The organism is Chryseobacterium aquifrigidense (genome assembly GCF_006716485.1).
In the GTDB taxonomy this organism is placed as follows: Bacteria; Bacteroidota; Bacteroidia; order Flavobacteriales; family Weeksellaceae; genus Chryseobacterium; species Chryseobacterium vietnamense.
Window position 1 is genome coordinate 870247 of the sequence record NZ_VFPD01000001.1, and the last position, 12344, is coordinate 882590.

12 protein-coding genes are annotated in these 12344 nt (G+C 37.1%); 4 read left to right on the plus strand and 8 right to left on the minus strand.

The window, feature by feature from the left end; all coding sequences use genetic code 11:
- Nucleotides 1-54: 54 nt before the first annotated feature.
- Nucleotides 55-1470 carry an aldehyde dehydrogenase family protein gene (locus tag FB551_RS03855; RefSeq protein WP_142015242.1) on the minus strand — a complete coding sequence of 472 codons (1416 nt, stop codon included), beginning with the start codon at nt 1468-1470 and terminating at the stop codon, nt 55-57.
- Between the two features lie 495 nt (nt 1471-1965).
- Here FB551_RS03855 and FB551_RS03860 point away from each other — a divergent pair, with 495 nt between their 5' ends.
- Nucleotides 1966-2610 carry a DUF1062 domain-containing protein gene (locus FB551_RS03860; protein WP_142015245.1) on the plus strand — a complete coding sequence of 215 codons (645 nt, stop codon included), beginning with the start codon at nt 1966-1968 and terminating at the stop codon, nt 2608-2610.
- Nucleotides 2611-2802: 192 nt separating this feature from the next.
- Here the strand turns inward: FB551_RS03860 and FB551_RS03865 are convergent, their stop codons facing one another.
- From FB551_RS03865 to FB551_RS03875, 3 genes are all read right to left on the minus strand, one after another.
- Complete coding sequence (locus FB551_RS03865; protein ID WP_142015248.1) at nt 2803-3204, minus strand: DoxX family protein; 402 nt, start codon at nt 3202-3204, stop codon at nt 2803-2805.
- A 13-nt stretch (nt 3205-3217) separates the two neighbouring features.
- Nucleotides 3218-3832, minus strand: a complete 615-nt coding sequence (locus FB551_RS03870) for a hypothetical protein (protein ID WP_142015250.1) — start codon at nt 3830-3832, stop codon at nt 3218-3220.
- Nucleotides 3833-3897: 65 nt separating this feature from the next.
- Entirely contained in the window at nt 3898-4497 is a 600-nt protein-coding gene (locus FB551_RS03875; protein ID WP_142015253.1) for a Crp/Fnr family transcriptional regulator, read from the minus strand.
- 209 nt (nt 4498-4706) lie between these two features.
- Between FB551_RS03875 and FB551_RS03880 the strand changes: the two genes are divergently transcribed.
- Both FB551_RS03880 and FB551_RS03885 read left to right on the plus strand, forming a co-directional pair.
- A complete protein-coding gene (locus tag FB551_RS03880) occupies nt 4707-5762 on the plus strand; it encodes a helix-turn-helix domain-containing protein (RefSeq protein WP_142015256.1) in 1056 nt (351 codons plus the stop codon).
- Between the two features lie 118 nt (nt 5763-5880).
- On the plus strand, nt 5881-7521 hold the full coding sequence (locus tag FB551_RS03885; protein ID WP_142015258.1) for a serine hydrolase domain-containing protein: 1641 nt from the start codon (nt 5881-5883) through the stop codon (nt 7519-7521).
- A 76-nt stretch (nt 7522-7597) separates the two neighbouring features.
- On the opposite strand, the gene FB551_RS03890 is transcribed toward FB551_RS03885, so the two are convergent.
- The 3 genes from FB551_RS03890 to FB551_RS03900 form a co-directional block, all read right to left on the minus strand.
- Complete coding sequence (locus FB551_RS03890) at nt 7598-8011, minus strand: hypothetical protein (protein ID WP_047431480.1); 414 nt, start codon at nt 8009-8011, stop codon at nt 7598-7600.
- Nucleotides 8012-8208: 197 nt separating this feature from the next.
- A complete protein-coding gene (locus tag FB551_RS03895; RefSeq protein ID WP_142015261.1) occupies nt 8209-9411 on the minus strand; it encodes an MFS transporter in 1203 nt (400 codons plus the stop codon).
- A gap of 115 nt (nt 9412-9526) precedes the next feature.
- A complete protein-coding gene (locus FB551_RS03900; RefSeq protein WP_142015264.1) occupies nt 9527-10483 on the minus strand; it encodes a helix-turn-helix domain-containing protein in 957 nt (318 codons plus the stop codon).
- Between the two features lie 270 nt (nt 10484-10753).
- Here FB551_RS03900 and FB551_RS03905 point away from each other — a divergent pair, with 270 nt between their 5' ends.
- Nucleotides 10754-11599 (plus strand): hypothetical protein, encoded by an 846-nt coding sequence (locus FB551_RS03905; protein WP_142015267.1) that lies wholly within the window; start codon nt 10754-10756, stop codon nt 11597-11599.
- Between the two features lie 132 nt (nt 11600-11731).
- Here FB551_RS03905 and FB551_RS03910 read toward each other — a convergent pair whose 3' ends face one another.
- On the minus strand, nt 11732-12343 hold the full coding sequence (locus tag FB551_RS03910; protein ID WP_047431472.1) for a response regulator: 612 nt from the start codon (nt 12341-12343) through the stop codon (nt 11732-11734).
- Between the last annotated feature and the right edge of the window lies 1 nt (nt 12344).

Consider the following 12344-nt stretch of genomic DNA (forward strand, 5'->3'; position numbering starts at 1 on the left):
AGAATCTTCACAGCAAAACAATCATGAGAATATTTTGCTGTGAAGAATATCATATTAAGCCAGAATTGCTTTGGGTTCCAGATACGCTTCCAATCCGAATACTCCAAACTCACGCCCGATACCGCTTTGTTTAAAGCCTCCGAAAGGAGCATAAGGATCGTGGGCAAACCCGTTAATACAGATTCTTCCGGCATCAATCTGTGCGGCCACACGTTCCGCATGTTCCTGATCAGCAGAGCTGATATAAGCTGCAAGACCATACGTAGTGTCATTGGCAATGGCAATGGCTTCTTCTTCATCAACATAAGGAATAATAGACAATACAGGCCCGAAAATTTCTTCCTGCGCAATACGCATATCATTACGGACATTGGTAAAGATGGTTGCCTTTACAAAATTGCCACTTTCAAGACCTTCCGGTTTGCCTTCACCACCTGCCAGCAGAACAGCACCTTCTTCCTGTCCCAGACGGATATAACTTTGTACTCTTTCAAATTGTCTGGCACTTACCATAGGGCCTACAAGGGTATCTTCTTCATTGGGGTTTCCTACTTTTACCTGTCCGGCTGCCTTTCTGGCAAGTTCATTTACTTCCTCCAGTCTGCTTTGAGGAACCAGCAATCGGGTAGGAGCAATGCATGCCTGGCCATTGTTCATATAAGCCCCGAAAACAGCCATAGGAATTGCTTTATCAAGATCAGCATCTTCGAGAATAATATTGGGAGATTTTCCTCCGAGCTCTAAGGTTACTCTTTTCATGGTGTCTACCGCTCCTTTGGCAATTGCTTTACCTGTCAGTGTAGATCCGGTGAAGGATATTTTAGCAATATCAGGATGCAGCGTAATTTCGTTTCCCACTACACTTCCTAATCCGTTAACGATATTGAAAACACCTTCCGGCAGACCTGCCTCATGAAAACATTCGGTAAGCAGTTGGGTTTGTACTGCACTCATTTCACTGGGTTTGATGACAGCCGTACATCCGGCAGCAATAGCCGTGGCAAGTTTATTACAGATGAAGCTGTTGCTGGCATTCCATGGAGTGATAATTCCAACGACCCCTAAAGATTCAAAACGTACTTTAGAATGTCCCACTGTTCTTTCGAAATCATAAGATTCTAAAGTATTGATAGTGGCTGTAAAAGCAGAAATTGCATTTTGAACACTCATTCTGCAGAATTGCAATGTTCCGCCATATTCATTCACCATAGCAGAAACCAGTTCAGTTTCTCTTTTGCTTACGGCTTCGTGTAGTTTTCTAAGTAGACCGATTCGTTCCTCTTTTGTTGTTTTTGAAAATGTTTTAAAAGCTTTTTTCGCAGCTGCAACAGCCATACGGGTGTCTTCTTCATTTCCCAGAATTACTTCTCCTGTTTTTTGATTGGTAACAGGGCTTATAAGATCAAAAGTTTCTGTTCCTTTTGGCGTAACAAATTCGCCGTTGATGTAAATTTTATTAATCTGTATCATTTTGATGATTTTAATACCACAAAGTTCGGCAGAAAGAGAAAAGACAGGTTTGTTGTATAGTTCAATTTTTCTTTGTTGTATGGTTCATCTTAAAGGCTGTGAATTTTTATTTTTTTGAATTTAAATGTCAAAAGGTTCTCTTCTTCGATAAAATTGACTACTTTTATCATAACCAAGTAAATAAATCGATTTGAGAACGACTCTTAAACTTATTTTCGCTTAGTATCAGTCTCAGTAACCACAGGCTGATCGTTCTTTCGTTTGGGTAATTCTACCCGAACAGGTTTTTATTTCATCATATTATTTATCGTATTACCTGCTAAAGGTGACTTTATCTGCTGTTTTTCCTTTGAGTATTGATCAAAACCGAAATATACAGCAAGACCATGGCTTAAGAAATAATCTTTAAGCCATAATCCAGATATATATAACCCTTGTAATGCGTGAATAGTATGGAAAAAATCCAACAAAGAATATTAAGCACGATTATAAGTAATGAATACCCAACATATCTGGGAGATAAAAGCGAAAAATACTCCCTTACTCAAAAAGAAATGCAATCAATGTAACAGCGACAGATTTCAATGCAGCGATAAATTCAGACTGAATGCTCAGAAAAAGAATATTGATATATGGCTGATCTACCGATGCGTAAAATGTAACAACACCTATAACATGACGGTGTTTTCAAGAATCAGAACAGAATCTGTCAGTAAAGAAATATTCAATAAATTCTCAGAAAATGATACGGAAATTGCATGGCAATATGCCTTTTCGCGGGAAATGATGGGAAAAAATAATGTGGAAGCCGACTGGGAAAGTGTACACTATGAAATTATATATCCGGACCTGACGGTAGAAGATCTTATCAATATGAAGAATGAAACAATCTCGTTTCAAATACAGTCCCTGTCTGATTTTAATATGAGAGTTTCAACAGTACTCCGGACCTGCTTAGGTCTTTCTTCCTCTAAATTGAACCTATTGCTTGGTTCAGATGCGGTTTATTTTAATCAAAAACCGCTGCAGAAGAAATATAAAATTACCAACGGCGATCGTATCGAGATCAACAGGCATGCACTGATTAATATTTACCTTATGGGAAAAGCAGACGTTTGTCTCAATATGGTAGATGATTAATAATTGAAAAAAGCCTTCCGGTTATTGATCGGGAGGTTTTTTATTTATCTTCCACTTTCGTTGTTGTAAAAGATGAATAGTAAGCTCAGAATATAATGAGTAGGAAAGGTAAAGAATTTTTTATTCAGAAAAAAAATAAACCAGAATCCTGAGACTCTGATTTATCAATAGGGAATAGAAAATTCTGAGGATTTAATCCCACTTATTTTGGGTTGAAACGGCATGTTTTCCGGCACCGGTAAAGAAAAAACTGAGGCTTACAAGCATATAAATCACAAGCAGTTCCAATGCCCAGCCTCCGAATTCATTAAGCTTGAAAATATTGGCTGTCTGTGCCAATATGGTAGCCGTAAAGCAATTGGCAGCAAAGATTAGTCCTGCCAGACGAGCCCGGAATCCTATGATCAGCAGTACAGGAGCTATAATTTCTCCCGCAAATACACCGTAGGCAAAAAATGATGGTAAACCGTGCATGGTCATTATGTCTTGAATAAACCCAATCCCGTGAATCAACTTACTGATTCCATAAACAGACATGGGAAACCCGATTGCTATTCTTGTAATCAGCATTCCTAAATCAATGTTCTTTTTCATTTCTTATCATTATTTAAAAATTATATTTTACAAATGCCCCGATATTTTCCAGGGTCTTTTTTCCGTTATTAAACTGATCAAAATTGGAAGCAAGTCCGTACATCATTTTATCCCTTTTTACGCCTAGTCTGATAAACTGCAAACCTCTGGGATATCCACTGTCATCAAGGTTTCCAATTGCCAATACACTGAAGTATCCCTTAAAGTTTTCTGTCAGATAAGGAGTATATTCAAATGAAATGGACTGTTCAAGAGAAAATCCTTTCTGATAAGTGGTTCCTATAGAGTAAGACAGAGAGTAAGCGGGCTGAATAATTTTATATTGCAGGTAAGCACTGAAAAATGCTCCGGGATTTTTCATTCCAAATGCCGCATTGGCACTAAACCTCTTGGTAAGCGCATAGGATAGGGTATTTCTGATGAAGAATATATTTTCTTTGTCTTTGGTATATTCTGTATCAAATAAGGTAAGATTGTTCAATTTCAACCGTTCATTCAGCTGATAATTGACATTGTGCATATAAGTATAGGAACGATGTCCTAAAACAATATCCGGGGTATAGGAAAGTTTCTGCGCATTCAGAGAAACTGATGTAAGGGCTGTTATGGCGATGAATCTGGCCTTCATATTTCACTCATTAAAATTCTGTAAGCAAAATTATTCAGGCGGGAATGGAATAAACTTAAGAAATCTTAAGAAACGTCAGACAGGTGTTTTTTTCTCAGATAGCTCAGATATTCTACCGTTATTCCAAGGTAGGATGCAATCATGTATTGAGGGAAACGCTGTTCAATATTGCGGTAGGTGGTGACAAATGTTCTGTATTTGGTGTAGGCATCCACACGGGAATGTTCAAAGGTTCTTTCCTGTAAAGTAACATAGGCCGACTGCATTTTCAGACGCCAGAACTCAGACACAGCCGGAACTTCTTTGTACAATGATTCCAGATTATTTTTACTGATCTGTACAATCGTTGTATCTTCATTAGCCTGGATAAACATTCTTGAAGGTAACTCGCTCAGATAGCTGTAAAGATCATTTACCCACCAGTTTTCAATACCAAGCTGAGTGGTATTTTCCTTTCCTTTTTCATCAATATGATAAGCAAACAGGCTTCCCTTTGCAATGAATCTCATGTGTCTTGAAGTCTGTCCTTCGCGAAGCAGAAAATCTTTCTTTTTAAGCTGAATGATTTCCAATTTGGAAGTAATACGGTCAATATCGTGATCTTCTAAAGTAACTATTTCTTTAAAATGTTCTATCAGCTGTAAAAGAATTGGATCTGTTTCCATGGTGAAATAGGCTTTTTCCTGGGATGATGATCAGGGAAAGTATATAAGCTGCAAATTTACTTAAATAATAAAAAATATAAGATTAAAAACCTTTTGATTATAACAAGATGAGACTATTGCAGAGCGAAACAATGTAATTTTGAAAAAATATCCATCTATTGGTTTAAAATACTCAACAAGAAACTATTATTTGTAGTTTTGTGAATATCATGAAAATAGAGAATATGTCATTCATCAACGACTTGGGTAAAATTATTTTTTTCCTGTTTCTGCTGTTAAGTGCTTTCCTTCTTACAGCAAAATCTGAAAGAAAACTACCGAATTATTTATTTGCAGCCTTTCTGTTGATTTCTGTCATTGATCTTTCCGGGTTTTTTCTGCCACCGCCAGATAACAAAATAATCAAAGGATTCAAACTGGCCAGTGTCCTGCTGCAGATGCCTTTATATTATTTGTATGTCAATGCGGCCTGTTATTATAATTTTACCCTTCGTACCAAACATCTTCTGCACGCAGTACCGTTTTTGTTCTTTCTGGTATGGTTTGGTATTTCAGGGGATTCTGAGCAAAAAGATCAGGCATTTGATGTCGTTTCCACTGTACAGTATTATTTTTATATTGTTGCCATATTTCTGGTTTTGAGAACATTCAGAAAACTGTATCAGGAAAACTATTCCAGTAATCATCACCTTACTTATAAATGGCTGATGCAGACAACGATTCTCTTCCTGATCGGGAACACTTTTGTGTTGATCAGGGAGTTTTTGAAAGATAATGAAACTGCATTTTTATATTTATATACACTGAACTCAGTATTTGTATTATTTGTTATCAGTTGGTTTGTATTAAATGCTTTATACCGGCCCAATCTTCTGGCTGGAATCAATAAAGACCTGATTCCTGTACAATCTGTAGAAAAGCTTCAGAAAGAAGATCCGGAGCAGTTAAAAACCCTTCTGAATTATATGGAAACCGAAAAACCTTATCTGGATGATAAACTTACCTTACAAAAACTGGCAAAGCTGATCGGTATGCAGGAAAAGCCCCTGTCAGTATTGATCAATCAGCATACCGGTAAACATTTTTTTGATTTTATTAATGAGTTCAGAATTAATCAAGCCAAGACTATTCTTAAAGAGCAGCCTCAACTTACAGTGCTTGAAGTTCTGTATGAAGTGGGTTTCAATTCCAGATCATCCTTCTATACAGCCTTCAAAAAAGAAACAGGGGTTACTCCCACAGATTACAGAAAATCAATAGTTTAAAAAGTGTCCGATTTTAAGTCGGACTGATTTTTCAGATAAAAAGAGTCCGGTTTCCGGTAGTCGGATATTTTAATCACTGCAAAATCTCAGATTTGCTTCATCATTAAAATTTATACAGATGAAACCACAAATCAGATGGGTATTGTTTCTTTTTACAATCCTGAATTCCGGATTCTTTTTCGGACAATTGATTCAGCAGGAAAAAATCCTAAAAGCAGATTCTTTAGTGAACAGTTATTCCAGATCCAATGCTCCGGGCATGGCTGTAGGTATTATACAGGAAGGAAAAATAATTTATAAAAAAACTTATGGGCTGGCGAATCTCGAAGACAGGATTCCTGTAACGGATTCTACAGCTTTTGATATTGCATCCGTATCAAAACAGTTTACGGCTTTGGTAACGCTTATGGCTGAAAAAGAAGGTAAACTTTCGTTGGAAGATGATATCAGAACTTATCTGCCGGAACTTAAGCATCTGCCATATAAAATTACCCTCAGACAGCTGGCCAATCATACCCATGGATTACCGGATTTTACAACTATCAAAAGACTTCAGGGATTCGGAGACGAGTTTCGCGTGACTAATACAGATGCTGTAAAAACAGTTTTGGCTATTAAAAGGATCAATTTTAAACCTGGAGATCAATACAGATACAATAATACAGGCTATATGCTGTTGGCTGAAATTCTCCGCAGAGTTTATAAAAAAGATTTTGCAGAGCTGCTCGAAGCGTATATTTTCGATCCACTGCGTATGAATCACTCGATGGCGGTAGATGATCCGGTGAAAATTATTCCTAACAGAGCAGAATCTTATCAGGAAGCCCATTCCGGTTTTATAAAAACTCCTCTTGGCCAAATGGAAAATGGGTCTTCCAATATTTTTATGACCTTGAATGATCTTTGCATTTGGGCTGCCAATTTCCAGAAACCCTTGGTGGGAAGCCGTGAGATGTATGATAAGATGCAGCAAAATACGCTATTAAATAATGGAGAACAGATAGGATACGGGTTGGGACTGCAAACCGGAAAGTATAAAGGGCTGGATATTGTTTTTCACGGAGGAGGAACAGCCAGTTACAGATCCTATATTCTGCATATTCCTGCTTATAACCTGTCTGTTGTATTAGCTGGAAATAAGAGTACTTTTGACGGATTGCTGGTTGCCTACGGATTGGTAGATGTGCTTCTGAAAGACCACCAGATTCTCCCGGCATCTCCAAAGAAATTAGCTTACACTGCAGCTGAACTACAATCATTTGAAGGAACTTATGAAATTAATCCCGGAAATTATCTGGATATTAAAACAGATGGCAGAAACCTGTACTGGGACAATAATAAAACGCCTTTAAAGGCCGCAGGAGATTATAAATTTGACATTTCTTTTCTTCCCACCGGAAGCTTCACATTTCATCCCGGGAATTTAACGTACAGGATTGGTGACTTTACATTTATCTGTAAAAAAGTAATATTAAAGCCCTTGAAGGAAGACAAAGTTGATCTTAATAAATATGTGGGATTCTATAGAAATGAAGAATTTAATACCATTTACCAGTTGGTTATCGAGAATGATAAGTTGGTTGCCAGACATGCTATCAATCCTGATATTCCTTTGTATTTCCTAAGTGAATCGGAAATGTATTCTTATAAATCAATTTTTGGAAGGCTGGGTTTTACCTATGGCAACAACAAAAGTATTTCTGGGTTTGTGCTTTCAGGAGCTAATTTTACTCAAATAGAGTTTAAGAAAATAAAATAATCTCTTCCCATCCAAACATAGGAAGACCACAATTTACGGGCTAAATTGTGGTCTTCCTCAACTAAGAACTATTTAACTACGATTCTGTTTTCAAATAACCATAATGTAAAACAGTTTCTTTTCCAAATAAGCTTGAGAAAATATTCTGAAACTCATGGATGTATTTACACTTTATGGCGTTCCCGTATATTTTCAGACCTTCCAGTATTTTTCTGGAACTCAGGTCTATATCATATTTTATAAACGATTCCGGTCTTTCATATCGGATGCTCTGCTCTGAACTGTAAGTTCGTGAGAAGCCTAGCTTTTCAAGCCACTCTTCAGTTATCTTAATAGGTTTGATGGACGCTGCCGGAACTGAAATACTTTGAATATCATTTTCAATTTTAACAAAATAAGCCTGCTCAGGATTTTGAAAGATCTCAGTAATCGTATAAATCTGATTTTTATACTCGACTAAGTTCTTGATTTTTAGATCTGCTACGTTCATAATATTTTGGTTTTTAGTTGATGATATGGTCTCAGATAAACAGCAAATAGTATGCCCGGCATTGTAGTATCAAGCCTAGTTTTGGGAAAGATTAGGTTAAATTTTTACTATAAAAAATTAATGATATGTTAAAATAGTACGTCTGCAAAGGGTTTGTCACATGATCATGAAATATAGGGTGTGGTATGTATGTGGTACTAGTTTTTTACTCTTGCTTTTGGAACTGTATTAAAAGTAGTCAGAAGTAGAGCTAAAATAACCGATAGGAGAAGAACTGCGATGAAAATATTCCATGAAAAAGCATGAAGCAGATATCCGGTACCACTTCCCAGAATACTTGAACCGAAATAGTAAAACAGCCAGTAAATGGAAGTGGCTGAAGATTTTCCACGCTTGGCATACAACGCAGTCATCTGGCTGGCCATAGTGTGGGCAGCAAAGAATGAAAGAGTGAAAAGGCCAAGCCCGAAAATAAGAATATAAATATTTTCAGATAATAGCAGGGCTGCTCCGGTAAGCATAAACAGGATAGAGCCTTTCAAAATGGTATTCATCGGAAACCTTCTGGAAAGACGGCCAACGATCATCGTTCCGAAAACACCGAAAATATACATCAGAAAGATAAAGGCAATGATAAAATGGCTTAATGAAAAAGGTGCTGCTTCCAATCTGAATGTAAGGTAATTATAAACACTCACAAAAACGCCCATCAGCAATGCAGCAGTACAGTATAAACGGAGCATATAAGGATTGGTAAGAAAAAACTTCATCTGTTTTACCTTAAGGTGGTAATCTGTTTTCTGAGGATTAAAAAACTTTGATTCCGGAAACAGTTTCCAGAATACAGCGCCGAGAATGAAACTTTCTATGCCAATCAGAAGAACAGCATTACGCCATCCGAATTCACCTGCAAACAAAGTAGCCATTATTCTTCCGCTCATCCCTCCAATTGTATTTCCACTGAGATACATACTGATGGCAGCAGGTACTGCCAGAGCATCCACTTCCTCCATAAGATAGGCAAGGGCCACTGCGGAAACGCCGGAAACAACAAAACCTTTCAGTATTCCAATCGCAATCAGAAGGCTTAAGCTGGGAATCCAGGTAGAAATAATAGTAAGGATGGCAGATGAAATCAATGAAAACACCATGAGATTTTTCCTGGAATAGCTGTCAGCTTTAAAGGCAAAAAACAGTAATCCCAATGCCATACCTATCGTGGATGATGATACCAAAAGGGACGTGTCGCCTACAGATACCCCAAACTGTTCTGCGGCCATAGGCAGCATCGGCTGGAAAAGATAGAGCTGTGCAAAAACCGAAAGTCCTGAAAAGAAAATACAAAGTTTTATATATCGGAAACGTGAGCTTCCCTGAATGGCTTTTTCAGATGAATCCATGATTTTTTGCAATTACAATGCAGTGGTTGTACAGAAAATTTAAGCGCTGTAAATTTCCTGATTATTTTCCGAATTAAAAAATCATAATCTCAATGATATTAATTGGTGAAACAAATCAGTGAAATTGTAGGCTGCTGATATATTCGGAAGGGGTAATATTCTCCATCTGCTTGAAAACCCTGTTGAAAGTAGATTGGTTAGAAAATCCTGCCTCTGTATAAATATACATGAGGGTTACTTTTTCAAGGTCATTTTCATTAAGCAGTTTTTTTACCCATGCAATCCTGTGCATATTCAGGTAATTATTGAAGTTGGGATATCCTTTTGCACGAATTGATTTCGAGATATAACTACTGTTGATTTCCATTTCTGTAGAAAGCTTAGAAATATTGAAATTAACATCTTTATACAGCTGTTTTTCTCTCATCACAGATTCAATTTTGTCAAACAGTTCATCTGCAAAAGGTGCTTTTTCTGGTGTAGGAACCGGCTGTATTATTGTACTCTGAGCCTTCTCCTCAATTTCATGGTAAATTTCAACACGCTTTATTTTATCCTTAAAATAGAGCAGGAGTGCAATCACAGCTACATTGGAAATCATCAGGATGGTATCTGTAAGTCTTACATCTTCCGGCCTGTGTATTGGAAAGTTAAAGCTGAAGGATTTGGAAATAAGGTATCCTGCAACAATATTCAGTAAAGCAAATACACTGTAAATATAAACATACTTCCTCTGAAAGAAAACATAGGCTGCCAGCGGGATCGGAATAAGCCAGACAAAACTCGCTATAGAGTTGTTCCAGAAAGCCAGCATGATGTAAAAATTATAAAGTGTTGCAATAATGATATAGGAATGCACCATTACATTCACCGAGTAGGTTTTACGGACAATAAGGTAAGTATAATCCAGTAAAAAAAGCCCTCCGACAAGATACCACGCCATTATTTTATCCGGAATGATAAAAGTAAATATCAAACCAAATAGGGCAAGAATAACAGACATCAGAATATTATAATAATACACCAGTTGTCTTTTGTACTGTTCAATTTTTATGTCTTTTTCGGTGGTCATTTGTGGCAGAAAGTAATTTTAAATCATTCCAATTTGTTCGCATAACAGTCATATTTTAGAAAATGACTGGGTTAAATATTTGATTGTTAGTTATTTGTGTTTTGTGAGTGGTTTCCTGTTTTTCATTGATTATGGATGAATTTGATTTATCAATGCGGATAACTTTGCACCAGCTAGCTCAACAAAGGCTGATTGATGATAGTCAATTAACCCCGCATGATTTATTCAATTCTTAAATAAATCAACAAAATTTTAAACAAATATACTAAAATGAAAAAAATAAAATTACCTCTTGCCAGCATAATGATGTGTTTTTCACTAGCGGCATATTCCCAGGTTGGGATCAATACAGATTCTCCTAAAGTAACATTGCATGTAGAAGGAAAACCTGACGTGACTACTGTGGCTGATGGAGTGATGGCTCCCAGAATGACAGGAGATCAGTTAAGAGCTAAAGATGATGTCTATCTGGCAGCACAGACCGGAGCTTTGGTTTATGTCACTCAGGCTGTAACTGCTCCTTCAGTAAAAACAGCAAAAGTAGACAAAGCCGGTTATTATATGTTCAACGGAACTACCTGGAAATTTGCTTTCGGAGGAAAAGATGACGACATTACCATTGGAGACCTGATTTACTATCACGGAAGCATTCCTGCTGGTACTTCCGGTGCAAACACCTTAGCCAGTACTTATCTTACCGATCTTCCTGTTTTAGGTGGTTTTCTGAGACTTGATGCCCAATTTAACAGTAGTTCAGCAGGAACTGGCGCAGCTACTACTTTTAATCCAAGACTTTATAATGTGGGAACTTCAGATGTGAAAATATGGGTTTCGGAAATGTCTACCCATACCGGTGATTCTGATAATGGAAATATTAAACTATCACCTGGAGCCTACAGACAGTTTGATGACGGTGTTTACCTTACTCAGACCCATAATGAGACGGTAACCTTTGATATTACCATACAGGAACCGGAGCCAAGATGGTACAGAGTGTATTATGCATTCCGTGTTGATAATAAATCTGCAGCGGGAAGCAGTGATGCCACAACCACAGATTCCAATACATCTGATAACACAAGAGAACTGTTCCTTTCCGTACAGAGGTTGTACTAATAAACCGTCTTATGATTCTAAAAATACAATGATATAAAAGTTTACAAAGTCAACGGGGTTAGCTATTTAAAATCTCAGGAGATTTGTGTTTTTTCCGGGGCAGGAATACTATTAAATTCCGGCCCCGTTTTCTTAATGCATCATTTCATAGACTTTAATCAGTTCTGCAATATTACCGACATTAAGTTTTTGAAAAATCCTTTTTTTGTAAGTGCTTACGGTAGACATCTGAATATTGAGCCTGTTGGCAATTTCCAGATTACCGTTACCATCCGCCAGAAGTTTGAAAATTTCGTATTCCCTGGATGATAACTTTTCTACGGGATTGTTTCTTTTATTCTGAATGATAAGACCAATCAGTTCTGCAGGGTAGAAATATCCCTTTTCAATGACAGTTTTCACGGCATTTTTTATTTCTTCTTCACTGCTTTGTTTATTCAGATAGCCTTCAGCTCCTTCTCTGATGTACTGGATCGCAACATCTTTGTCATACCCTGAGAAGATGAGAATCTTAAGGTCATTCTGTATATCTTTAAGTTCAGGAACCATTTTCTTATACTGGGTTCCCGGCATATCAATATCTAAAATAATAAGGTCATACCGTTGATTTTCCAGCTTCTTTTTCACCTGATCATAATTTTCAGCAAAATCTATATTCAGTGCGGGATAAGCTGTTTCAAGAACCAAAGAGGTTCCTGCCCTTACCACATAATGATCATCAGCGATTAAAATTCTTTCATTCATA